The organism is Streptomyces sp. NPDC004111, from assembly GCF_042874215.1.
GTDB lineage: Bacteria > Actinomycetota > Actinomycetes > Streptomycetales > Streptomycetaceae > Streptomyces.
In genome coordinates, this window is sequence record NZ_JBIAMU010000001.1 from 241,057 (window position 1) to 264,020 (window position 22,964).

18 protein-coding genes are annotated in these 22,964 nt (G+C 70.5%); 7 read left to right on the forward strand and 11 right to left on the reverse strand.

The genetic code is table 11. The features are described 5' to 3' along the window. Positions 1–213: 213 nt before the first annotated feature. A complete protein-coding gene (locus ACFYVL_RS01090) occupies positions 214–1,530 on the reverse strand; it encodes a M20 family metallopeptidase (RefSeq protein ID WP_389240424.1) in 1,317 nt (438 codons plus the stop codon). Positions 1,531–1,736: 206 nt separating this feature from the next. After that, positions 1,737–3,353: a pyridoxal phosphate-dependent decarboxylase family protein gene (locus ACFYVL_RS01095; RefSeq protein WP_389240426.1), complete on the reverse strand. Its 1,617-nt coding sequence runs from the start codon at positions 3,351–3,353 to the stop codon at positions 1,737–1,739. A 168-nt stretch (positions 3,354–3,521) separates the two neighbouring features. Between ACFYVL_RS01095 and ACFYVL_RS01100 the strand changes: the two genes are divergently transcribed. Beyond that, positions 3,522–4,043, forward strand: coding sequence for an Lrp/AsnC family transcriptional regulator (locus tag ACFYVL_RS01100; RefSeq protein WP_389240428.1), 522 nt, complete (start codon positions 3,522–3,524; stop codon positions 4,041–4,043). Positions 4,044–4,149: 106 nt separating this feature from the next. On the opposite strand, the gene ACFYVL_RS01105 is transcribed toward ACFYVL_RS01100, so the two are convergent. Further along, positions 4,150–6,840, reverse strand: a complete 2,691-nt coding sequence (locus ACFYVL_RS01105; RefSeq protein WP_389240430.1) for a tetratricopeptide repeat protein — start codon at positions 6,838–6,840, stop codon at positions 4,150–4,152. 133 nt (positions 6,841–6,973) lie between these two features. Here ACFYVL_RS01105 and ACFYVL_RS01110 point away from each other — a divergent pair, with 133 nt between their 5' ends. Both ACFYVL_RS01110 and ACFYVL_RS01115 read left to right on the forward strand, forming a co-directional pair. Beyond that, positions 6,974–7,168: a hypothetical protein gene (locus ACFYVL_RS01110; RefSeq protein ID WP_389240432.1), complete on the forward strand. Its 195-nt coding sequence runs from the start codon at positions 6,974–6,976 to the stop codon at positions 7,166–7,168. 234 nt (positions 7,169–7,402) lie between these two features. Next, positions 7,403–7,849, forward strand: coding sequence for a peptidoglycan-binding protein (locus ACFYVL_RS01115; RefSeq protein WP_389240434.1), 447 nt, complete (start codon positions 7,403–7,405; stop codon positions 7,847–7,849). A 42-nt stretch (positions 7,850–7,891) separates the two neighbouring features. On the opposite strand, the gene ACFYVL_RS01120 is transcribed toward ACFYVL_RS01115, so the two are convergent. Together ACFYVL_RS01120 and ACFYVL_RS01125 are read right to left on the reverse strand one after the other, a co-directional pair. After that, a complete protein-coding gene (locus tag ACFYVL_RS01120) occupies positions 7,892–11,536 on the reverse strand; it encodes a hypothetical protein (RefSeq protein ID WP_389240436.1) in 3,645 nt (1,214 codons plus the stop codon). A 491-nt stretch (positions 11,537–12,027) separates the two neighbouring features. Further along, on the reverse strand, positions 12,028–12,678 hold the full coding sequence (locus ACFYVL_RS01125) for a DUF6518 family protein (protein ID WP_389240438.1): 651 nt from the start codon (positions 12,676–12,678) through the stop codon (positions 12,028–12,030). A 557-nt stretch (positions 12,679–13,235) separates the two neighbouring features. On the opposite strand from ACFYVL_RS01125, the gene ACFYVL_RS01130 reads away from it, so the two are divergent. Beyond that, positions 13,236–13,535 carry a hypothetical protein gene (locus ACFYVL_RS01130; protein WP_389240440.1) on the forward strand — a complete coding sequence of 100 codons (300 nt, stop codon included), beginning with the start codon at positions 13,236–13,238 and terminating at the stop codon, positions 13,533–13,535. A 548-nt stretch (positions 13,536–14,083) separates the two neighbouring features. Here the strand turns inward: ACFYVL_RS01130 and ACFYVL_RS01135 are convergent. Both ACFYVL_RS01135 and ACFYVL_RS01140 read right to left on the reverse strand, forming a co-directional pair. Then, positions 14,084–14,998 (reverse strand): right-handed parallel beta-helix repeat-containing protein, encoded by a 915-nt coding sequence (locus ACFYVL_RS01135; protein ID WP_389241291.1) that lies wholly within the window; start codon positions 14,996–14,998, stop codon positions 14,084–14,086. Between the two features lie 202 nt (positions 14,999–15,200). Further along, a complete protein-coding gene (locus ACFYVL_RS01140; protein ID WP_389240442.1) occupies positions 15,201–15,626 on the reverse strand; it encodes a chitosanase in 426 nt (141 codons plus the stop codon). Positions 15,627–16,345: 719 nt separating this feature from the next. Between ACFYVL_RS01140 and ACFYVL_RS01145 the strand changes: the two genes are divergently transcribed. Next, on the forward strand, positions 16,346–16,804 hold the full coding sequence (locus tag ACFYVL_RS01145) for an NUDIX hydrolase (RefSeq protein ID WP_389240444.1): 459 nt from the start codon (positions 16,346–16,348) through the stop codon (positions 16,802–16,804). 391 nt (positions 16,805–17,195) lie between these two features. Here ACFYVL_RS01145 and ACFYVL_RS01150 read toward each other — a convergent pair whose 3' ends face one another. Then, positions 17,196–18,827 (reverse strand): hypothetical protein, encoded by a 1,632-nt coding sequence (locus ACFYVL_RS01150; protein ID WP_389240446.1) that lies wholly within the window; start codon positions 18,825–18,827, stop codon positions 17,196–17,198. Positions 18,828–18,934: 107 nt separating this feature from the next. Here ACFYVL_RS01150 and ACFYVL_RS01155 point away from each other — a divergent pair, with 107 nt between their 5' ends. Next, positions 18,935–19,063, forward strand: coding sequence for a hypothetical protein (locus ACFYVL_RS01155; RefSeq protein ID WP_389240448.1), 129 nt, complete (start codon positions 18,935–18,937; stop codon positions 19,061–19,063). A gap of 33 nt (positions 19,064–19,096) precedes the next feature. On the opposite strand, the gene ACFYVL_RS01160 is transcribed toward ACFYVL_RS01155, so the two are convergent. Next, positions 19,097–19,696, reverse strand: coding sequence for a TetR/AcrR family transcriptional regulator (locus ACFYVL_RS01160; protein ID WP_389240449.1), 600 nt, complete (start codon positions 19,694–19,696; stop codon positions 19,097–19,099). A 97-nt stretch (positions 19,697–19,793) separates the two neighbouring features. Between ACFYVL_RS01160 and ACFYVL_RS01165 the strand changes: the two genes are divergently transcribed. Further along, positions 19,794–21,284, forward strand: coding sequence for a carboxylesterase/lipase family protein (locus ACFYVL_RS01165; protein ID WP_389240451.1), 1,491 nt, complete (start codon positions 19,794–19,796; stop codon positions 21,282–21,284). A gap of 217 nt (positions 21,285–21,501) precedes the next feature. Here ACFYVL_RS01165 and ACFYVL_RS01170 read toward each other — a convergent pair whose 3' ends face one another. Both ACFYVL_RS01170 and ACFYVL_RS01175 read right to left on the reverse strand, forming a co-directional pair. Further along, on the reverse strand, positions 21,502–21,660 hold the full coding sequence (locus ACFYVL_RS01170) for a hypothetical protein (protein ID WP_389240453.1): 159 nt from the start codon (positions 21,658–21,660) through the stop codon (positions 21,502–21,504). A 141-nt stretch (positions 21,661–21,801) separates the two neighbouring features. Further along, on the reverse strand, positions 21,802–22,869 hold the full coding sequence (locus ACFYVL_RS01175) for an isopenicillin N synthase family dioxygenase (protein ID WP_389240455.1): 1,068 nt from the start codon (positions 22,867–22,869) through the stop codon (positions 21,802–21,804). Positions 22,870–22,964 lie beyond the last annotated feature (95 nt).

Genomic DNA, 22,964 nt, shown 5'->3' on the forward strand with positions numbered 1-22,964 from the left:
GTCAGGCGGCCGAGCCGACGTGGGTGACGTACTGGTACTGGCCCCAGTACGAGCCAAGGCCGGCGAGGGTGTCACCCGCACACTCATGTCACCCGGACCGTCATGTCACCCGCACACTCATGTCGCCCACACACACGTGTCGTCCGCGCACTTCTGTCGTCCGCTGCGCGGGAGACATGTGGACGTGTACGGAACCGGAGTGCGCCCTGCCGGTCAGGCTGCTTTCGCCCGCGCGGCGAGCCACCCCGCCATCGCGCGGACACCGACCCCGATGGCTCTGGTGTCGGGGTCGAAGGCACCGTAGTGCGGGACCCCCTCGGTGATGTCGGCCCCCGGGCGGCGTACACCGAGGAAGGAGTACGTACCCGGGATCCGGCGCAGGAACAACGAGTAGTCCTCGCCGTTGAACGGGAAGGCGGCGTGCATGACAGTCACGCCGCCCTGGCCGAGGACACGGCGCAGGTGCCGCCCCAGAGCGAGTGCGTCGCGCTCCGGGCAGACCATGGCGGGGAAAGGTGCCCGGCCGAGGTCGACCACGGCACCCTCGTACATCTTGGCCAACCCTCGGACGGCCTCGCGCACCTCGACGTAACGCTCCTCGGGCCAGCAGCGGTACGACCCGGAGACCGTGACCTGCCCCGTGTCCTCGGCCTTCGCCGCCCCGGCCCAGACGGTGACGAACCTGGCCAGCGGCCCGTTCTTGATCTGTACGTCGGCGACCATCTTCTCCAGGCCGGCGGACGTCTCCGGTGGTGCGACGGTACTGAGTTCCGTGATCTCGGCGGCGAGCCGCTCGGCCCGCGCGAGTGCGTCGGCACCGTTCACCTTGATGGCGATCCCGTCCTGTCCGGGCAGCCCGCTGCCGGGGGTCACGGCGAACTGCCCCACGGGGAAGGGCCCGCAGTGCAGGGCGTGGATCTCCTCGGGTGCGTAATCGCGCAGCACACCGGCATCGATCATCGCGCGGGCGCCCTGGAGGGTCTCCTCCCCCGGCTGGAAGAAGAAGACGACGGTGCCGCTGAGGCGGTGCCGCAACTGCGCGAGGGTCTGTGCGACACCGACGCCGACGGCGGTGTGGACGTCATGGCCACAGACATGGGCGGGCCGGGTGGCCTCGGGGAAGATCCCCTCCTTCGGTACGGCGTCCATGTCGGCACGGTAGGCGACCGTACGTCCGGGCCGCGCGCCCTTCAGCACGCCGACGACGCCGAAGCCGCCGACCCCGGTGGTCACTTCGAGCCCGGCGGCGCGCAGCAGGTGCGCGACGATCCGGGACGTGGCGACCTCTCCCTCGGAGGTCTCGCTCTTCGCCGTCTCCGGATAGGCGTGCAGGTCGCGCCGCAGTTCAACGAGACCGGCCTCGACGCGCCGGACGACGGCGTCGATCGCCTCCTGGTCAAGGGGCCCGCGCTCCTGGCCGACACCTTCCGCGGCGGCGGTTCCGGCGGGCACGACGACACCGACACCGGCTGCGGCGGTCCCGCCGAGCAGGGTGCGGCGGTTGAGGACGGGCTTGTTCGGACGGGTCATTCTTCCCCCCAGGGCAGTTGTCCGAGGGCGCAGCTGAATCACCGGCCCATGTGAAGCTCGCCGTAGTCAATCAAGGGACGCCTCGCTGTGGTCAACTAATCGCAAAGAAACGGCAATTGAGAGTTGACACTCCGTATCTTCCCCGGCGGCTGTGGCGACCGCACCGGAGACGCGCACTCCCACCCGGTGCACGGCGCCCGGAGGGTTTACCGGTCAGCCGCGAGGCGGGCAGGGGACCGGTGGTCCGTGCCGGGGTGGGGCGCGAGTTCCACGTGGTGCTGCGGGCTCGGCAGGAGCGGGCGGGGCAACGGGACTGTTTCGTGCTCGTGGAGCTTTGCGGTCGTGCTGTCCGAGAGGGCTGCCGCGTGCTCGTGGAGCGTTGCGCTCGTGCTGTCCGTGAGCGCTGCGACGTTCGCGAGTTCGGTGGCTATGAGGTCGAGCGCTTCGTTGATGCGGTCGCGGTGCGTGCGGTGGGAGACGACGCAGAGCCGCAGGGTGAAGCGGTCGTCCACGACCGTGCTGGAGAGCAGGACGCGCTGATGCGCGTTGATCCTCTCCAGGAGGGTCCGGCCCGCCAGGTCGGCCCGTTGGGCGGCAGCCGGGCTGTCGTCCTCGGGGCGGATACGGAAGGTCACGCAGGTGAGGTCCGGGGTGCGCGGCACCTCCAGGCCGGGCAGCGTGGACAGCACGCTGTGCACGTGGGCCGCCAGGTCGAGCTTCTCGTCGAGCGCCTCCCGGAAGGCGTCCACCCCGTGCAGGTGCAGCGGGAGCCAGACGCGCAGGCCGCGGACCTCGTGGGTGAGCTCGGGGCCCAGGTGTGCCGGGTCGGGGACGCCGGGGACCGGCGTGGTGTCCTGGAGGTAGTTGCCGCTTCCGGCGTGCGCCGCTTGCAGGGCGGCGCGGTCCCGTACGACCAGGGCGCCGGTGCCGAAGGGCATGAAGAGGCTCTTGTGCGGGTCCAGGGTGATCGAGTCGGCGAGTTCCATGCCCGCCAACCGCTGCCGGCCGCGCTCGGTGAGCCGGAAGAAGCCTCCGTAGGCGGCGTCGACGTGCAGCCACAGGTTCTCCTGCTGGGCGAGGGCGGCCAGCGGCGGGAGCGGGTCGATCGTGCCGGTGTCGGTGGTGCCGGCCGTGGCCACCAGGAGGAAGGGCCGCAGTCCGGCCGCCCGGTCGGCCTCGATCATCCCGGCGGCGGCGACCGGGTCCATGCGCAGGTCGTCCGTGTACGGCACGAGGCGTATGTGAGCCTCCTTGATGCCGGCCAGCCGGGCGGCCTTGGCGACGGAGTGGTGGGCGAAGGCGGTGGTGTACACGGTGCCCGTACCGATGTCCTCGCCGAGGCGGTCGTGCCGGGCGGCGACCACGGCAGTGAACGTGGCCATGGATCCGCCGCTGGTCAGGAGCCCGCCGCTGCCGTCCGGCAGCCCGCACACCTCGGTCGCCATCCAGCGCAGCACGCTCTCCTCCAGCGCGGCGAAGCCGGGTGCCATCGCGGCCAGGCCGCCGTAGCGGTTGGCGGCGCGGGTGTAGAGGTCGGCGAGCGCGGCGGTGTAGAGCCCGCCGCCCGGTATGTACGCGAGGAGTCCCGGGCCCGCGGTCTCCACCGCGCAGTCCGCGGCCTCGTCCAGCCGGTCGAGCAGTGGCTTCAGGTCGCCTCCCCGCGCGGGCGGCGGTGCCAGGAAGGACGCGACGCGATCCGCTGCGGTCTCCGGCGCCGAGGGACGCTCGGGCAGCGCTTCGATGCGGTTGATGACGCGGTCGAGGACGAGTCCTCCCGTCACGGCCATCGCGGTGCGGTTCAGTTCCAGCGGCAAGTGGTGCATGAGTGGTCCAAGGAAGAGAGGTGCTAGGGCTGCTGCGCATCCCGTGGCCTCGGCCGGGACGCGAGGACCAACATGCACCAAATCGCGCCGCATGCGATGAGGTGACGGACGGGTATGGACCGTTTTGGCGCACGATTATGCGCCAGATTTAGCATTACGGTGTCTTTTATGCCAAAGCCCCTCTATGACCTCATTGACCGGTTGATTCTGGATCACCTCCAGGAGCACGGGAGGACCTCCAACGTCGAGCTCGCCGACGCCGTCCGGCTGTCGCCGACGTCCTGCCTGCGGCGCACCAAGGCCCTGGAGCGGGACGGCGTCATCGCGGGCTACCGCGCCGACCTGGACCGCGAACGCCTCGGACTCGGCCTGACGGTCCTCCTGATGCTCAAGACCGAGCACTCCCGGACCACCTCCGAGGTGGTCGAGAACGCGCTCAAGGCGATCCCCCACGTGGTCGCCTGCCATGTGACCTCGGGCAACGCGGACTTCTTCGTGGAGCTGGCGGTGCCCGACCTGCACACCTTCGAGAGGGTCCTCAAGGACCGGATCCTGGCCATCGGCCCGGTGCGCGAAGCACGCAGCACCATCTCCATCCGCACCGTCGTCGACCGCGGCCCGCTACCGCTGGACGCCTGGACCGCCCCCCGGGCCGACACGAGGAACGGTGCCCGTCCGGGCGCACGGTGAGGGGCGGGCCGGCCGGTCTGGGCGCACGGTGAGGGGCGGGCCGGCCGGTCCGGGCGTCGGCGCTCACTCGTCGCTGTCCGCCTTGACGAGTGCGGAGGGCCGGGCTTCAGTTGCCGGCTCCCGATCGCCCGCCGTTCCTTGACGCCCGGAACAGCCATCGCCGGCCGGGGCCGACGAACCTCGGGCGCAGCCGGGCTTCGTTCAGTGCCTGAGCCATGTCTGCCGGTACATCGACATAGAGCCCGAAGGCCCCGTCGAGTTCCTCCGCCTCCTTCTGCCAGAAGGCAAGGCTCTCCCGGGCCTGCTGCGCAAAGGGGTGGTCGTCCCCCATCGCGCGGGCCGCACGTCGCACCAGGTCGGCAAAAGCGGCTGCGGCCCCGGCCGCGTCTCCCCTCTCCCCCAGGAACGACGCGGAGCCGGCGCGGTAGGCGAGCGTCTGCGGGTGGTCCTCGCCCACCTCGCTGTCCATGTACGACATGATGACGGAATCGGTGAACTTGATCGCGCCCACTTGCCCCTTCTCTGCCTGCAGGCGGGGGAAGTCGAGGTAGGCAACGGGAGGGATCCGGGGATCCTGGTCCGCCAGCACATGCGGCACGTGCCTCTTCAGATCGGCCTGGGCCGCGAAGGCCGCGGGGCCGTCCCCGGCTTCTGCCAGCATGCGGACCAGACCGAGGCGGACGGTGACGGTGTCGGGGTGGGCATGCCCCAGGACACGGTCCATGGGCTCGACCAGTTCGGCGTAGGCGGCTGCGGCCCCGGCGGCGTCTCCCGCCTCCCCGCGCCAGCGGGCAAGGTCGAGGCGGACGGCAAGAGTACGGGGATGCTCCGGTCCCAGTGACTCCTCCAGTACCAACAGCACGCTGCTGAAGAGCGCCACGGCCTTGTCCGCGTCTCCTGCTTCTCCCGCCCAGCGGGCCCAGCCGGTGAGCACGTCGTGAGTGAACCTGGCACTGAGGCTGGGGATGCTCGCCAGGTCGGCGTAGGCGGCTGCGGCCCCGGCCGCGTCGCCCGCTCTTCCTGTCCAGTGGGCGAGGCTGCAGCGGGCGTCGAGGGTGCTCGTGTGGGTGCCTCCGAGCTCGGCGGTCGCCCTGTCGACGAGTTGTCGGCACTGGTCGCGGGCGGCGGTCGGCTGGCCTTCGGTGCCGAGGCTGGCGATCGACCGGAACACCACCAAGTGCACCGCGGGCCGGTGCAGGGCATCCCGCGCGCAGGAGGCGAGGACCGAGGAGTTGGCGCGCAGCGCCTGTCCGAGCCGCTCGTCGCGTTCGAAGTCGGGCCAGGCGGCGAACAGGGCGTCGGCCGCGGTCCGGGCGGTCCGGGCGTGCTGGTCCGGGGAGAGGGTGTCGCGCACGGCGTGCTGGAGGAGCTGGTGGACGCGTACGGCGGTGACGGGTTCGTCGGGCGTGTGGGTGATGAGGCTGAGGCGTCGTAGTGCGCTGACGGCCCGTGCGGTGTCGGCGGCGGAGACCGGGGCGGTTTCGGACGGGGCCACTCTCACCGGCTCGGGAGCGGCCTGTGGCGTACGGCACTGGGCGAGGTGGGCGCGGGCGGGTTCGCTGGTGAGGACGGATTCGGGGATGCCGTTGGGGTCGAGGAACGATGCCAGGTGCAGCAGCGGCCGGGCGAGGCCGGCGGGGCGGAGCGTGTCGGCGTGCTCGATGGACAGGTCCCACGCCGCGGCGACGGTGTGCGGCTGCTGGTCGGGCAGGAGGTCCGGGGCGAGTTCGCTCAGTGCGGTGGCCCGGTCGGCGAGTGCCTGCCGGTAGGCGGTGATGGTGGTGCCGGTGTCCGCGAGGTAGGCGGCGGCCTGGGACAGCGCCAGCGGCAGATGTCCCATGTCCGCGGCCAGGGACAGGAGTTCGCCGGGGTCGTCGGACTGCGGGTAGGAGTACGCCGTGAGGGTTTCGGTGAGGTAGGCGACGGACTGCTGAGGGCTGAAGAGCCCGACCTCCAGGCGGGAGCGGCCGGGACCGGCCAGGGCGGCGTCCTGTCGGCGGGTGGTGACCAGGGTGCGCCCGTGCGGGCTGTCCGGCGGCCACAGCCCGTGCAGGTCCTCGGGGCGGGTGAGGTCGTCCAGCACCACCAGCCACCGCACGGGTACGGCCGCCGAACGCTTCGGGGTGAGCCAGGACAGGAAGGCCTGGGCCGCCTGTTCCGGGTCGTCCAGGTCGGGGGCGCACAGGTCCCGGGCGGCCTGGGCCAGGCGGTCCACGATCGCGGGCCGGTTGGCCGCGGTCACCCACACCACCAGGTCCACCGTCCCCGCCACCAGGGCCGTGCGGGCGTAGTCGGCGGCGAGCTGCGACTTGCCGACTCCGCCCAGCCCGACCAGCACGCCCCCGGCCGCGGGTCGTCCGTACAGTACGGCGGTGCCGCCACCGGCCAGCAAACGGTGTAACTTCTCTTTCTCCGCGCGGAGTTGGAAGGAGCGCGCGGCTGGCGGAATCGGCCCGATCAGCCGCGCCTCGGCCGTCGCCTGCCGCGCGCGGCCGTTGTCGTACGAGGCGCGGTCCGAGGACGGGCCGGAGCCGTCCTTTCGGGCGGCGGCGAGGTCCCGGAGGTCGAGCAGGGCCTGCCCGTCGATCCTCAGGACGGCCGCGAGGGCCATCACGGTGTCGGCGCTCGGGAGCGGCCCGTCGGGCCGGAAGAACTGCTGCACCGTGGTCCGCGAGATCTTCACGCGCCCCTGGCCGGTGCGCTCGGCCAGCACCTTCTTGGACAGCCCTGCGGCGTTCCGGGCACGCTCCACCTGGTGGCGCAGCTCCGCGCGCGCTTCCTCCGGCGTCATGGCCATCTCCCGCTCCCCTGCGCTGTGTTCACCTGTGCACCGCATTGTTCAGGATCGTCCCGAGCGCACTGCGGTGAACACCGAAACCGCGACTGTTCCGGTCGTCGGCATCCGGCCGACCGGACCGCGGAGGACCCTCATGAACCTCACCACCTTCCTGCTCGCCCTCGCCCTGGTGCTCGTCGTCGCCGTGCTCGCCGCTGCGGGCGCGGCGAAGCTGGCCCGACTGGACGGCGCCGGCTATCCCGCCGCCCTGACCCGCGCGGCCGTGGCCTTCACGGCCACGCTCACTCTCGCCGCGGTCCTGGCCGGCGCCTGCGCGGCCCTCCGGTGACCGGGGCCGGCGCCCTGGCCGAGCACGCGACACGACCGGGGGCGCCGGCTTCCCCGAACACGGGCCCAGGCACGAACGTGTCCGCCTCCCCGCGTCTCCGCCTCCCCACATCGCATGCATCCGATTGTTCGCCGCCCTGAACCGGGCTGATGAACAACCGCACGGCGCGGTGCACTGGTGTCCCAGCCACCCGGGAGGTGTCACACCTCCGGCACCGCGAAGGAGTACGGCGTCGTGCGATCCCTTCTGGTCGAGGTCCGCTCCAGCGCCTTCGGCCTCGCCGGACGTGTGAGCACGGTCCTGGCGAGTGCCCGTGGACGGCCCGTGGGCGATCCGCCCGCTGTCGCACCGCCGGGCGCCGAGGAAGAGAGCTGCGGTGCCCCGGCGGAGAGTCTGGGGCTGGACCCGGTGCGGGCGAGGAACTGGCAGTCCTGGCTGCACGCGCTGGGCCAGGACGCGGGTCCGGTCGACGGGCAGCTGAGCATCAGGAGCTGGACAGCGGCGCAGCGCGCGTTCCGGTTCGAGCATGACGCCCTGGACGGGATCGTCGGCCCGCGGACCGTCGCGGGGCTTCAGCTGCACCTCACCTACTGGGGCGGCTACCGCCTGGTGCCGGACGGGATTGCCGGGGCTGCGACCAGGGGCGCGTTCTGGGACTTCAACACCCCTCCGCCCGAATAGGCGCGCGATCCGGCCGCGAGTCCCGGCGCGGCCGGGGCCCCGTCAGCAGGTGGGCCGGTAGGGCACTTCGGGCAGTCGGGCGGCCCAGTCCGCGCGCGGGAGTCCGCCTTGGGCCCGCCGGCATACGGCCTGTGCGGTACTTCCCGTACCGATCTCGTAGCGCTGCAACGGCGTACGGGCGCCTGCCGCGTACACCACGTCCCCGCCGGGCGCGAAGGACACCGAGGTGATCCGGTCTCCGGGAGTGACCAGCCCCGCACCGATCTGCTCCCCGGAGGCGGTGTCCCACACCTGGAGGGTGCCGTCCGCTCCCGCGACGGCGAGGAGCGATCCGTCGGCGGTGAAGCCCAGCGCGGTCACCGCTTCCGCACGTCCGCGCACCGAGCCTCCCCGGGTGCCGGCCAGCAGGTGCAGGCGCTTGGCCGCAGCTCCGTCCCACAGGCCGACCTGTCCCAGTACGTCGCCCACGGCCAGGAAGCGGCTGTCCGGGCTGAAGACGGGCGCGGTGAGGTACGAGCCGATCGGCAGCCTTCGGGGCCGCTCGTCCGATCGCAGCGGAACGAGGTGTGCGTCTCCGCCCGCGGCGACCAGGACGGCGAGTTCGTTGTCGGGCCGAAAGGCGACTCCGCCCATGCCACTGACGGGAACAGCCCTGGTTCTCGACCGGCGCAGGTCCCGCACCTCGGTGCTGCCCTCCGTCGACGTCACGAGGAAGTGCGCGTCCGGGCTCAGGGCGAGGGACTGAAATGGCGCTGTGGGCAACGGTGTTCGGACCGGTGTGCGCGTCGTGCTGCTCCACAGGTGCACCCGGTCGGCGAACCCCTTGCCCGGCCTGCTCCGGGTGCCGTAGGCCAGCACACTGCCGTCCGCGCCGAGCGAGACGGGGAGACCGGTGCCCAGCACCGTGGCCGCGGAGTAGGGGTCGGGGACGATCTCGGGAACGGTGGCCACGGCCTGCGGGCCTGTGGAGTTCCGGAGGTCGGTCAGCGCGAGTTTCACGGTGTGGTGGTCGCTGCTCGCCGTCGCCAGGAACCGGCTGTCCGCGCTCAGGAACCCCCTGTTCTCTCCTGCACCACGCTGCCACGAGGAGGCCACCGCGGGTGCGATGTCGAGCGTGCGCACGGTCGTCCCGGTGGGGCCGCCCCGTCCCAGGTAGCGGATCACTCGCGCGGTCATGTCGAGGCGCAGCTGGGTGGCGTGGTCGCTGTCCAGGGAGTACCGCCACAGGGGACGCTCGGGCTGGTCGGTGCGCCACAGCACGATGGCTGCCGCGCTCGTCGCGGCGAGGAACCGCCCGTCGTCACTGGAAGTGATCTCCGTCAGCGGGGTCACCGAGTCGGCCTCCCCGGACTCCGGCCCGGTGCCGTCCGCGGCGGGTTGGCTCAGGGTCGGCAGTGGACGTCCGGTCTTCAGGTCCCACCGGTCCACGCCGCTGCCGCGGATCAGCGCGGCCGTCCCCCCGGCGAGTACCGGGGCACCTCGCCGACAGGTCGCGCCGGAGATGCTGCGCCCGGGGAGGTGGGGTCCCCCGGTGCCGGTGTTCCACAGGAGCAGGGCCCCCGGCTTGTCCGGACACGCGGCCAGGATCCGGCCGTGGACCACCGCTCGCGCGTTGGGGTCGGCCGGCCTGCGGGTGATGAGCTGCCGCCGCCCGGCGTCCCACAGCTCCAGCAAGCCGTTGCCGTCCTCCCCTACGGGGCTGAAACCGGTGGCCAGCAGAGTGCTGCCGTGGGCATCGAGGGCGAGGCTGCCCCAGGCCGTGCGGAAGGGCTTGCCGACAGGTTTGAGGGCGGTGAGGTCCCACACCTGTGTGAAACCGGAGATGTCCTGCACCGCGACCCTCTTGCCGTCCCCGCTGAGTCCGCTGGCGGAGGCTTCCGGCCCGACGGCCACCTTCCGTTGCCGACGGGTGGTCGTGTCCCAGACGACGAGCTGTCCGCCGTTGCGGGCCATGAGCGTACGGCCGTCCTTGTTGAGGGCCAGCTCCTCCGGATCACCCGTCACCGGTACCTGGAAGGCCGCTGTCTCCTTCTGGCCCAGCGCGGACAGGAGGGCGGAACGTGTTTCGGGCGTCTCGCTGACACGCCAGGCGGCCACGCTCAGGCGCATCGCCAGCTGCGGGTCGCTGAAGCGCAGGCCGTCCGCGACCGCGGCCAGCCGCTGTGCCGTCGCCCTGATGCGCTGCTCGTCGTTGGTCCTGCTCTGTCGCCACGCCATCACGCCTGCCGTCAGGGCCAACACCAGGAGGAGGGCCAGCGTGACCGTCAGACCGCGCAGGACGCGGGTCGCGCGCGCTGCACGCGCCCTTTCCCGGTCGCGCTCCGCGAGGCTCGCCGCCAGGAAGGAGTGCTCGCACTCGGTCAGCACGCCGGGATGCCGCGCGGGGTTGAGGAGCTCGTCCGCCACCGACAGCAGCGTGCCCCGGTACAGGGCGCCGGGGTCCCGGTCCAGCAGAACCCAGGCACGAGCGGCCTCGGTGAGCCGGCGGTGCGCGACCAGGCGCTCCCGGTCCTGCGCCGTCCACTGCTGCAACCGGGGCCAGGCGGTGATCAGGGCTTCGTGCGCCAGGTCGACGGTGCTGTCGTTCATGGTGATGAGCCGGGCGCCGGCCAGCCGCTCGAGTACGGCGTCCGTGATGTCCGGGTCGGTGGTGTGGAGCGCGGCCCGGGACTCGGGGTTGCGCGTGTCCGGCGTTCCCTCACCGGGTGTGATCAGGCGCAGCAGGATCCGCCGCGCGTGCGACGCCTGTACGGGGGTCAGACCCGCGTAGAGCTCTTCCGCGGTACGGGCGAGGGCGGTGTGGATGCCGCCGGCCGCTTCGTACGCCCGCAGTGTCAGGGACCGGCTGCGCCGACGGCGCCAGGTCTCCAGCAGCGCGTGCGCGAGCAGGGGCAGGCTGCCGGGCTCCTGTGCGACCTCTCTGACCAGGATGTCCGTGAGCGCGCGTTCCACGACGAGCCCGTGCGCCTGAGCCGGTTTGACGATGGCCGCCCGCAGGCCGGCGGCGCCCATCGGCCCCACCGCCATGCTGGACTCGGCCACCACCGCGGCGAGTTCGGGGTGGTTCAGGCAGCGGGCGTAAAAGTCCGCTCGAACGCCGAGCACGACACGCAGCCGACTGCCCGCGGCCCGCGCGGCCAGCAGCAGCGCGATGAACCGGTCCCGCTCGTCGGAGTCGTGGCAGAGGGTGAAGACCTCCTCGAACTGGTCGACGATCACGCAGGTGTCGCCCTCGCCGTCCGCGGGCACGAGTGCCTGCGCCGCGGTACGCAGCGGATGCGGGCCGGGGGTGAGGATGCGCACCGCGGCCGGACGCGCCCCTGGGTCGGCCACCCGGCGCAGATGGGGAACGAGGCCCGCCCGCAGCAGGGACGACTTCCCGCTGCCGGACGGCCCGAGCAGCATTGTCAGCCGGTGCCGTCCCACCCGCTCCACCAGTTCGGCGGTGTCGCGTTCACGGCCGAAGAAGAGACCCTCGTCGTCGGGCTCGAAACGGGCCAGGCCGCGGTACGGCGCGTCGGTCGTCCCGTCCGCCGTGCGAAGAAGGTGTTCCGCCTCCCGAGCGGCGGTTTCGCGCCAGCGCCGCTCCCATTCCTCCGCATCCCCCGTACAGGCCCGCACGTAGGCGAGTGTGACCGCGAGGGACGGCAGCTTCTCGCCGGCCGCCGCCTGGGACAGAGCGGTCACCGAATAGCGGCTCTCCCCCGCCATCTGCCGATACGACATCCCCCCGGCGTCCCGGCGGAGTTCACGCAACGCGAAGGCGAACTCCTGCACCGGGCCGGCCCCCGGGTCAACGGGCTTCTCCCGGCGCCCCATTCCAGTTCCCCCGAACGTCCGGACAATCGGCCGCCGCCACGGTACGGAGCTGCACCGGCCTCGACAAGCGCCTGCCCGGCCAACCGGCATCCGCCGCCCGCCAACGTCCGCCACACCTGCGTCGAACTCGCCTCTGGACCTGCCGCCGGGTCCGCCACAGCGGTGTGTGCACCCTGTGCCGGATGCGCGAGAGCGATCCAGGCTTCCTCATCCGCGGCGGTGGAGGTTGCCGCAACGCCCTCCGGCTTCTCCAACAACTGCCCGCGTGCCCCCGCTGCGGCCGTACGACCGAAGCGGCGCCCGAAGCCACCTCCTATGGCTTCGGGCGCCCCCGCTCCTCATCACTCCCGTCGATGTGCCTACCCGCCGAGGAGCGGCGTCAGGATCAGCTTGTCGATGACGAGGTAGGCCAGGAAGGAGACGGGGACGGTGGCCAGGAGCGTCAGTCCGCGTTCTTTGTGGGTGCGCCCCATGAACAGCGGCACGAGCACCGCGACGGCGAGGCAGGCCCATGCCTGGGGGGCGTACTGCAGAACCCAGGCGTAGTGGAGGCCTTCCATGCCGAACACCCCGGCCAGGGCGGCAAGGCCGATGACACGGCGGCGCGGGCTCTCCCCCCGCCACCACACGGCCGCCACCCCGAACAGAGGGCCGGCGATGAACGCCATACCGACCCAGACCAGGGGCGCGAACAGGGAGCCCATGCCGTCGCGTCCGAACTCCGCGTAGCCGTAGTACCCGACGACGAGCCCTGACTCGGCCAGCAGACCCGCAACAGCGGCGGCGGGCAGGCTGACCTTCCGGGCCAGCAGCGCGCCCGCGACGAACGCGGAGACGGACCAGACCGCACCGGAGTTGGCGATCTGATCCCACGGGTTCGGAAGCCAGCCCTGGGCCAGATTGGTCAGGATGCCGAGAAGAATTCCTCCGACGAAGGCCGACGCCGTCGCGTGGACCCAGGCTCTTCCGCCCGTTGCGGGCACTGAGGCGGTGACGGGGGACGCGCTCATGGTGGTGCTCACTTCTCTGTCCAGGACTGCATGGCTCACACCTCTTGGTGCAGTTGTTAAGGATGCGCAGCACCCACGGTGCGTTCCATGCCGCTGATCTCAAAGCAACGACATTCCCCTCCCGCGGGCCCCCACATCCGCAATTGAGGGACCCAAGGGACCGGCCGCCCGAACAGTGGGCCGCGCACCCTTTGCCGGAATGGAACATGTGAGTGAACACAGAGTGGCGGAAAGCAGAACTGCGCGCACCGCTGCACTGCCCTTCCACGCCCTGCCCTGCCCCGGGCACTGACCCCGGTACGTATCGCACCGCCGGACGTCGAGGCGCGGGCCGCCAGTGGCGGCCCGCCCGAATCGACCGGGTGTGCACGGTGCCACTGCGGGCCCGGTCCAGCCGCGCCACAGCACGAAATCCGGCGAGCCCGGTGACTGGCCGAGCGCATTCAGCTCAGCAGGGCCCAACCGGCGAGGCCCGCTGCCCCCGTACTCCGCCCGGCATTCGCCGCGTGATGTCATCGTCCACTGTGACGGTTCCCGTGCGACAGAAGGACTGAGCTGTGCCCGACCGACCTGAGATCGTCTGTATCTGCGGCTCGACCCGGTTCGTGGACGAGATGCGTGCAGCGAACCGTGATCTGACCTTCGCAGGTGTTATCGTCGTCGCGCCGGCCGAAGCAAACGAGTCGATCACCGACGAGCAGAAGATCGCGCTGGGTGCCCTTCACCTGCGCAAGATCGACCTGGCCGATCGGGTGCTGGTCGTCAACCCAGGTGGGTATATCGGTGAGTCCACGAGCAGGGAGATCGCATATGCCCACGCCGCCGGCAAACCGATCTCGTTCACTGATCCCGTCTGACCAATGGGCGGCGCTTCGCGGTACGCGTAAGCAATGAGTCCTGGTCGGGCCGGAGCGTGTTGCTGAAGGATCTTCGAATCACTCATCGAGTGGGCTGAACAGGCGCCCGACGTGGCTGAGGAGGCCCGATACCGCCACCCAAGCCGGCCGCTCAGGGCAGAACCAGCCGAGCCCCCATCTCTCCGCCCCAGCCGGAGCCACACCCTTCTGCGATGGGCGTGGCTCCCTCCGAGGGCTGCCTGAGTTGGGCCCGCATCCACCTGGTGTCCGGACAGCGGACCAGCCGGGGTGTCCGCTGTTGGACCAGCCAGTGCGACCTCCGGCCGACGGAGAACAGCGGCCGATGACTCACCCAACGTCCACACGGGCGATGTGGACCACGCGGTCGCCCTGCAACCAGAGAACCTTCCGCAGGCCGGACACGCCCCCCTCTACGAGACGACTGGGCGCAGCGACGCTGGGGATGTCGCTCACAAAGCACAGTTCGAAGGTGGAGGAGGTTTCGTTTGGGGGCTCGGCCAAGGCCCACCTCGCCAGAGATCGGCCGCCTACGGCGTCACGGGAATGTTCGTCAGTCCCTTGCCTCCGGTCACCGTGTTGTCACGGTGGACCGTGGTCCGGCAACTGGCGCTGTTGTTGGTGACGTTGATTGCCAGCTGAGTTGCCCCGGAGGCGCCGGTCAGGGTGGACTTGTTGCCCCGGAACACCGTCCCGCAGCCCCAGCCGGCCTGCTGGGTGTGAGTCTGGTACCCGTCGTTGGTGGAGTTCTTTCCGGTGTTGTTCTCCACCAGGACGTCGTTGCCCTTGATGTCGACCCAGGAGTCGTCGTAATGGGCGCCGGTCAGGCCCGCTCCGTCGAAGGTGTTGCCGATGATCCGCGCTCCGGTGGTGCCTTCCTTGATGTCGATGCCCTCGCCGCCGACGCCGGGGCCAATGGTGTTGCCGACTATCTGGACGTTGTCGCTCTTGTCGCTCAGGGTGTTGGCGCTGCCCACGTACACGCCCTCTCCCATGCCCGAGCCGTCGCGGCCGGTGTCGTAGATCCGCGAGTTCTTGATGATTCCGTCGGCACTGGACTTGCGGAAGTGGACGCCCTCCATCGAGAGGCGATGGACCACCACACCGTCCACGACGACTCCGCGGGCGGCATCGATCATGATGCCCTTCTGGCCGCCGGTCACGGTCAGACCGCTGACGGTCCAGTACGAGGCACCGTTGAGGTGGAGACCGTAGCCGCCGCTCGCGGTGAGGACCGCCCTGGCGGAGCCGGTGAGCTGGATGCGTGAACCGGCGGTCGCCGCTCGGGTCGCCTTGAAATTGCCGGTGTACGTGCCGTCGGCGAGGTGAATGGTGTCGCCGGGCACCGCCGCGGCGAGCGCCGCCTTGAGCTGGGCGGAGGTGGATACCTCAACGGTGGCGGCGCGGGGCGCGGCCTGGGAGGTGCCGGTGAGGAGTGCGAGCATGCCGGTGCTGAGGGCGAGGGCAAGGGCGAGTGGGGTGCGGCTACGGGTATACGTGTGCACGGGAGCGCCTCCTGTGGAGCTGAGGTGGACGGACGGAGCGTTGTCATCGACATGGGTTCTCGGTGCGTCGTTCACTGTGCGGACTCTGGTGCTCTGTAGGGATCCCGGTAGGGGGATCTCGGCCCCGCGGGCGTCTCGAAAGTCACGCAGGTGCGTTTGTTGACGATGCAGTCGTATGACGCGCACTGCATGACCGCGCGCGGACCTTCTGCTTCTGCATGAGCGATAGCGGGATGGAAGTAGACCCGCTCGCGGTCGTCCTTCTGGGCCTTTGGAAGGCACTGCCCCTGGCACCGGTGGCCCGGCCCTTCGGGAGCTTCGGGTCCAGACCGGCGGGCGAGTCAGTGCCGTTGACGTCCTCCAGGGTCAGCAGGCGTCTGGCAAGAAGGTTGCCCGGCTTGCGGCGGGCACACAGCCGCACCCGGTCAAGCTTGTCGCCGGTGCCGGAGCAGCAGCCGACGATCCCCACGGTGCAGCCGAGGCCGTCGTCGATGTCCTCGATGTACTTGTACGGGGCCTTCCAGTCGAGCGAGGAGTTCTCCGCACCCGACACCAGGTTCATCGCCATCCCCCTATGCGCCGGATCGTCCAGCCTGATGCAGCCGCGTCGACCTGAGGCACGCCCAGCAGTGCGGCGGAGACCGGGACTCCGGCCATCCCCGGTGCGACTCGGCACGAAACACCATGCGCAGTAGTCGAGTTGACGAAGCGTGATGCCATGGATGGGCTCCCAGTGAACTCGTGGGGGGGTGGTGAGCACTCCACTTTCTCGTTAGGAAGGTTTCCTACCAGATGGATTTGCGTACGCGGAACCTGTCGTACCGAACTTTTTTGAGGCGCTGCGACGGGTTTGAAATCGCAAGGCATGCCTCGGCCGCTCGCCCGGAACTTGCCGTAGCTCCACAGCGAAGCAGGCGTCGGGCCCGTACCCCTTCGTCAGGGCACAGCCAGAACCCGATGGCGGGTACGGGAACGAAGCCGCCGCACAGCTGCGCTCCTCGCCCCTTCGAGACGCCCACCCACGGACGACCTGCGCGGTGACGGTCAACCGCCACTCGTAGCATCTGCCACGAGGTCGGCCAGCAGCGCCATCAGCTACCCGCTCACGGCATCCTGGGTCGCCACCAATGCGGTCGGGGGACACTTCCGCGCGGCCTGCATCTGACCCCGTACGCTCAGCGGGCAAGCCTTCCCGAAAGCGAACTGGCTCTCCTCGTCGAGCACTCCGATGACGAACCACACCTGGTACGACGACCAGCGACAGCACAGTAGGGGCGGTAAAGCACGATGAAGGACTACGTGGCGGACCTGCGCAGGCTGGTCGGCACCCGACCTCTGATCTTTCCCGGAACGTCCGTCGTGGTGACGGACTCCGCCGGACGCGTCCTGCTGCTGGAACGAGTGGACACCGGTGGCTGGGGGCTTCCCGGAGGAATCATGGATCCCGGGGAAACGTTCGAGGAGACGGGTCGCCGCGAGGTAAAGGAAGAGACGGGGCTGGACCTTGGCGAGCTGAACCTGCTCGGGCTGTACTCGGGGCCGGAGTACTACTACCGCTATCCCAACGGCGACGAAGTCTTCAACGTGACTGTCGCCTACACGGCCCGCCTGCCGGAAGACGTCGCCATCACCCTGGACATTGCCGAGAACCGCAACTGGCGCTTCTTCGACGTGGCCGAGATCCCGGACACACTGATCGCTCCGGAACGCCCCATCGTGGCGGACTACGTCAAGTCGGCACGGTGACTTCGGCCGCGCCCGGCTGCAACGCAGGCACCGTTCACCCGGTCCAGCCTGGGCGGCAGTGATAGACAGCCACTGTGGCGACGTTCGTGGTGATGGTCGATGGAGAAGGCGACTTCTTCCGGCGCGAGCGCGCGGTCACGAAGTAGAAGTAGCGGTAGTGGACCAGGTACATGCTGCGCCGGTGCTCACACACCGCGCACACGTTGCAGGGAGTGAAGCCGTCGGCGACGCAGATCACCCGCAGCCCGTTCCAGAGCACCTGGGCCGCCGCCGCAGTGACCCCAGGCCGATCACAGACCAGAGGTGCGATCTCTGCCCGGTGGCCCATCAACTACCCAAAGTTGAAGAGCCCTTGGTGAATGACGCCTTCACCGAACCGAGCTCACGCGGTTCACGAGGCTTTCAGCCCGAGGTGGAAGCGCAATAGGCGAATCCGGTCCCGGTCGAGTACGTCTTCGGCGTCGCGTAGTTGTCTGCTCAGTGCGTCGGCGGTACGACCTTGCGGCATCGAGTACGTGGCGGCGGCTTCGCGTGTGAGCCAGGTCGCGATGTCGTTGCGGGCTCGGTCGCGCATCGAGGACATCGGGTCTGCGACGAGTTCGAGGTTGATGAGCAGTCGAGTCCAGGTGTCCCGTTCGTGTAGCAGCCGGTAGGCGGCGATGCGGATGTGGTGCGGGTTGCTGGCGGTGAGGAGTTCCCGGAGACCTTGCAGGTCAAGGCGGCACGCCAAGGGGTGCAGCGCGATGGTGACCTGCCGGGTGACCGCGCCGGACGGGTCGGTCAGCATGCCGGAGAGAACGCTTGGGTCGGCTGCGCCCAGGCGGCGCATTGCGCGCACCGCTTCCATCCGTCCGCGGGGCTCCGGGTGTTTGAGCCAGGGAGAGATGGTCCTGGCGTCGTCAGCGGTCCCGGTCTCACCGAGGCCGGCGATGGCTCCTGGCTTGGGGCGGGGCTCCTTGGCGAGACGCCGGTATTGCTCCACCGGGTCGGACCCGACGCGGCGCAGCGCGGCCTGGGCGACCGCCCGCGCCGTCGGGTTGCGGTCGGCAAGCGCGTCGCTGGCAGGGCCGATGTCGCCCGTGCGGGCCAACACGTCCACCGCCTCCGCACGTACCGCTGCGGTGCCACTCGACAGCAGTGGACGGACCCGGCCGACGGTTCCGGCCCTGACCGCGGCTCTCACCGCGGCTTCGGCGCATCGAATCCGGGTCGGCAGGTCACCGTCGCGTTCGGCGGCGTGGAGCATCTGCGCCAAGTCGAGCCGGTCGGCGGCAAGCGCGGCCCGATGTGCGGCGCGGCGGGTACGCCAGTCCGGTGCGGCAAGGGCAGCGGTCAGTATCTCCACCGGGCCTTCTCGGAACACGGTTTCGATACGGTCGGCCAGCCAGCGGCCCTCCCTCCGTTCCCGCAGCGCCAAGGCAACCGGTGCGACCGCAGTCAACGTCGCGCCGACGGGCTCGGCAAGGTGGCCCTGGAGCGCCGATCGAGCACGGTCACGGACCTGCGGCACCCAGTCCGAGGCCCGCAGCGTCAGCGCGGCCAGCGCCAGCATGTCGTCAAGTTCGGCCAGACGGACCACGGCGGCCTCACGGACGTGGCCGTCGGGGTGGAAAGAAGCCACCGTGAGTCCCAGAGGGGAGGTCTCGCCTTGCACCAGCAGTTGCACCGCGTCCGCTGACCAGCGCGGAGCCTGCCACCACGTACCGCGTGTCACCACATCGAGCATGAGCCACAAGCGGGGGGATGCCCGCAGCAGGAGCTGTCCGGTTTCGGCAAGCAACTCGGGGTCACCGTCGCGGTCAATGGCGAGCAACAGACGGGACAGTTCAGCAGCACCACTTCCACGCGCGGACTCAACGGCGGCCGTGGCGTCGCGGAGTTGCCGCACAGTCGGCCGGTCGGGCAGGTGGTCGTCCGACAGGTACCCGGGGGCGCCGAGAACGTCGGCGCGGGCACGGAGTCGCCGCAGCAACTGCTGTCCGATGCCGGAGGCCACGGCGTTCCTTTCCGCTTCAACGGTCACGGGCCGACCGTTCGCACGGTCGAGACCTGAGGTTCCCCGCAGCCCACGGGTAGCGCAAGCCGATTTTGGTGTGCAGGAACGTCCGGGCTTTCCGGGAGCCGCTCTTCGTGGCTCGATGGCGCTTGTTGGCCGTCGCCGAGAACTGGAACTCGGTGAACACCGTGCTGCACTACGGCAAGGACAACGCCCTGACCGGCACCGACCGATGCCAGGCGCCAGACCCCCGCCAGAGCTGATGGTGCCCCCACCTGCCCCCGTCCGGGAGCAGCTCACGTACTGCTGAACAGCCGATCCAGATGTACGTCGATCGCGGCGAGCGCCTCCTGGGGTTCGATCACGTCGAGTTCGATCAGGGGGGTGAAGCCGGTGAGGGCGAGGAGCAGGTTGGTCTCGGTCGCCGGGTCGCGGGCGGAGTCGATGTGCCCGTCGGTGATCGCCTGGCGGACCAACTGCTCGACGAGCGAACGCCCTTGGACGAGACCGCGGCGTGCCTGCTCGTGCACGGTCCGGTCGTGCAGCGCCTCCAGGACGTAGGCGGCGCTCATCCGGCTGGTCGCGCGGGCGTCGGCGTGCAGGGGGAGCATTTCCGCGAGCGTCAGCCGCAGCACGTCACGGGGGTGCGGACGGGGCCCGAGCTTTTCGAGCCCCTGTTGCACGCGCACCGAGGTCTGCTCGGACGCGAAGTCCATGGCGAAGGAGAGCATGGCGGTCCGGGAGGCGAAGTAGTGCTGCAGCTGCCCGAGTGACATGCCCGCCTCCTGCGCCACCACGCGCATCGTCAGCTGGGTGACGCCGCGCCGTTCCACCACCCGCCACAGTGCGCGGGCGATCGCTTCGCGGCGCCCTTGGTGATCCACCTGTTTCGGCATCGCCGACCGCTCCCTCGCGCTCTGGACTATTCCAATACAGTCGACATAATACACATGACCCATAAAAACTGGGGTCCACCCGAGGGAAGGAGTCGTCATGTCCGAACAGCCGAAGGTGCGGACCACGGAAGGCGTGGTGCAGGGGCTCCGGCGGCAGGGGCACGCGGTGTTCCGCGGCATCCCCTACGCCCGGCCCCCGGTCGGAGCGCTCCGCTTCGCCGCGCCCGCGCCGCCGCGACGCTGGGAGGGAACGAGGCAGGCGGTCGAGTTCGGCCCCGCGGTGCCGCTGTCCCTGCCGATCGACGTATCCCCGCAGGGCACCGACTGGCTGACGCTCAACGTCGGCACTCCGGATCCCGGAGCGGCGGGACTGCCGGTGCTGGTGTGGATCCCCGTGGGCGGTTACCTCTCGGCGGCGTCGAGCGACCCGATGTTCGACCCGGCAGCACTGGCCGAGGCGGGAGTCGTCGTGGTGACCATCAACTGCCGGGTGGGCGCAGAGGGATTCACGTTCCTCGACGACGTACCGCCCAACCGCGGCTTCCTCGACCAGATCGCGGCGCTGGAGTGGGTACAGCGCAACATCGCCGCCTTCGGAGGCGACCCCGGCCGGGTCACCGTGGGCGGGGTGTCCGCCGGGGCAGGCTCGGTCGCCGCCCTGCTGACGATGAAGTCCGCGCGCGGCCTGTTCCGGCGGGCGATCGCCCATTCGGTGCCGGGGCTGTACAGCACCCCCGCGCTGGCACGGCAGGTCACCGCCGCGTTCACGGACCGGCTGGGCGCGGCGGCCCCCACCGCCGAGGCCCTGCGCGACATCGACCCGTGGCACCTGGCCGCCGAGCTCACCTCCTTCAACGCCGGCCTCCACGCGCACCGGGAGAGCTGGGGACGCCTCACCGAGACCGGTACCGCGCTGTGCCCCGTCGTCGACGGCGAGGTCCTCCCGGAAACACCCTGGTCCGCGCTGACCGGCGCGCACGCGAGCGGGACCGAACTGCTCGTCGGCCACGCCCGGGACGAGTTCCGGTACTTCAGCGTCGTGAGCGGACTGTACGGCACCTTCACCGAGGGGGACGCCGACGCAGCGCTGGAGCTGCTCGCCCCGCAACCGGACGGTGCACGGGCGTACCGTGCCGCGTTCCCGCAGGCGGGCCCGGAGGAGCTGGTGGAGACGGTGTACTCCGACGCCCTCTTCCGCATGCCGTCGCAGAAGCTGGCCGAGGCGAACGCCGCAGCCGGCGGCACCTCGTACCTCTTCGAACTCTGCTGGATCGCCCCGGCCCTCGGCGGCATCATGGGCGCCTGCCACAGCCTCGACATGCCTCTGGCGTTCGGCACGCTGGACAGCCCCGTCGGCACCCAGCTCATCGGCGAGGAGCCGACTCCCGAAGCCCGCGTACTCTCCCGCGAACTCCAGGAGACATGGGTACGCTTCGTCACCACCGGCGACGCGGGCTGGCCCGCCCACCGGCCCCACGAACGTCTCACCCGCGTCCTGGACACCGAGTCGAAGACACTGCCCTACCCCGAACAGGCATCCCGCCAGATCTGGGAAGGCCGCTCCCCCGCCCCCTTCGACCTTTCGTGATGGTCCGGGTCGACTCGACTTCTACGACGGCGATGCCGCCACTCACCTGACCAGCAGGGACAGCGCGAGCCGGCGCACACCCAGGCTCCGGCCGACCCACTCGCAATCGGAATCCGCCGTGCGGGGTGAGCGCGAGCCCTGTAGGTGTCGAACGCTGTCCTGGACGACGGTCGGGTCGCCTTCCAGGGCGAGGCGGACCCAGGCCCGGGGCATACCCTCAGGCACTGGCGACCAGTTCCACCAGGGCCACCAACCCCCGTACCCCTTCGGACACGACGACCCCCTGGTCGGCCTGCACCTGCGCCAGGAAGGCATGGGCGGCGTCCCGGGCCTCGCCGACCGGCGTGTTCTGCCCGAAGTCGCATGAGAGGGACAATCCAGCAGGCCGTCCGGGCTGCCCTGCCTGCCGTCAATGGCAGCTCCCCACAGCCCGTCTCACTCTCCGCCGACACCCACCAGACCGCGCTCCTACCTGCCGCCCGCCCTCCGGCCCGAGGGCCCGGTGGGCCCCCGTGGGTCACGCGTAGGTAGCCGCCATCATCTCGCGGTACCAACGCCCCGGCGTGGTGACGCACTTGTCCGGGTCCATCGGCCGCGACCCGCGAAGGCCCGTGATCGGTTCGACCCTGGCGTCGTGGTTGGGCATGAAGAAGTACGGAAGTGACAGGCGTGAACGCCCGTCGTGCTGGGCCGGGTTGACAACCCGGTGCAGGGTGGACGACCAGTGGCCGCCGGTCCAGAACTGCATCATGTCCCCGATGTTGATGACGAAGCTGCCGGGGACGAAGGGCACGTCACGCCAGCCGTCATCCTCCCCTCCCGGGGAGCCTTGCTGGTCTTCGTGGGCCGCAGGAGCGTCGTGACGTACCTGGAGGCCCCCCACTGCGTCCTGGTAGAGGACGGTCACGTTGCCCCAGTCGGTGTGCGCCCCCTTACGGAGTTGGCCGGGCAACGCAGGTGCGGTCTGCGGGTAGTAGTAGTTGGCGACGATCGTCGAGATGTGCCTGTCGACCTTGTCGTCGAAGAAGTCGGCGCCGAGGCCCAGCGCGAGCCCGAACAGCTCCATCAGCTGCCTGCCCAGGCTCTCCATTGCCCGCAGGTAGGCGAGCCAGGTGCTCTTGAGATCCACCGGTTCGGCGGGCCAGAGATTGGCCCGGACCCAGGGTGCCGAGGTGTCGCCACCGCCCTCGGCGCGCCGCCGGTCCGTGTCGTACTCCCCCAGGGCGTTGGCGGTGAAGACGTCGCACAGGTCCGGTGGTGCGTCCAGACCCATGCTCTTGGCCGCGCTGCCGGCGGAGGGGCGCAGCCCGCAGGTGTCCGGACCGCCGACGGCCTTCTCCCGTTCCTGCCGGGGGAGGGCGAAGAACGCCTTGGTCGTCGCGTACATGCGGTCGATCAGAGCCTGCGGCACTCCATGACCCACGACGACGAAGAACCCGGACGTCTCACAGGCCCGGCCGATGGCCTGGGCGACGGCCTCGCGGCCCGGGTCCGTGCCGGCCGCGGACAGGTCGATGACGGGTACGTACCCGTCCACGACGGTGACGAGAGCGAGCGGTCCTTCGGCGTCCACATGCTGGTTCATCGGGTTCTCCTGGGAGAGGAAGGGTGGCTGCCGCATCACCTTCCACGGGCTCGCCCTCCCTCCCCAAGCCATACCCTGGGCAATGCAAGAAACCG

Excerpts from the sequence above, each read along its gene's own strand:
- ACFYVL_RS01090 (WP_389240424.1), bottom strand. The coding sequence starts at position 1,530 with ATGACCCGTCCGAACAAGCCCGTCCTCAACCGCCGCACCCTGCTCGGC.
- ACFYVL_RS01125 (WP_389240438.1), bottom strand. The coding sequence starts at position 12,678 with ATGAGCGCGTCCCCCGTCACCGCCTCAGTGCCCGCAACGGGCGGAAGA.
- ACFYVL_RS01100 (WP_389240428.1), top strand. The coding sequence starts at position 3,522 with ATGCCAAAGCCCCTCTATGACCTCATTGACCGGTTGATTCTGGATCAC.
- ACFYVL_RS01110 (WP_389240432.1), top strand. The coding sequence starts at position 6,974 with ATGAACCTCACCACCTTCCTGCTCGCCCTCGCCCTGGTGCTCGTCGTC.
- ACFYVL_RS01140 (WP_389240442.1), bottom strand. The coding sequence starts at position 15,626 with ATGGCGATGAACCTGGTGTCGGGTGCGGAGAACTCCTCGCTCGACTGG.
- ACFYVL_RS01160 (WP_389240449.1), bottom strand. The coding sequence starts at position 19,696 with ATGCCGAAACAGGTGGATCACCAAGGGCGCCGCGAAGCGATCGCCCGC.
- ACFYVL_RS01175 (WP_389240455.1), bottom strand. The coding sequence starts at position 22,869 with ATGAACCAGCATGTGGACGCCGAAGGACCGCTCGCTCTCGTCACCGTC.
- ACFYVL_RS01165 (WP_389240451.1), top strand. The coding sequence starts at position 19,794 with ATGTCCGAACAGCCGAAGGTGCGGACCACGGAAGGCGTGGTGCAGGGG.
- ACFYVL_RS01145 (WP_389240444.1), top strand. The coding sequence starts at position 16,346 with ATGAAGGACTACGTGGCGGACCTGCGCAGGCTGGTCGGCACCCGACCT.
- ACFYVL_RS01105 (WP_389240430.1), bottom strand. The coding sequence starts at position 6,840 with ATGGCCATGACGCCGGAGGAAGCGCGCGCGGAGCTGCGCCACCAGGTG.
- ACFYVL_RS01135 (WP_389241291.1), bottom strand. The coding sequence starts at position 14,998 with ATGCTCGCACTCCTCACCGGCACCTCCCAGGCCGCGCCCCGCGCCGCC.
- ACFYVL_RS01095 (WP_389240426.1), bottom strand. The coding sequence starts at position 3,353 with ATGCACCACTTGCCGCTGGAACTGAACCGCACCGCGATGGCCGTGACG.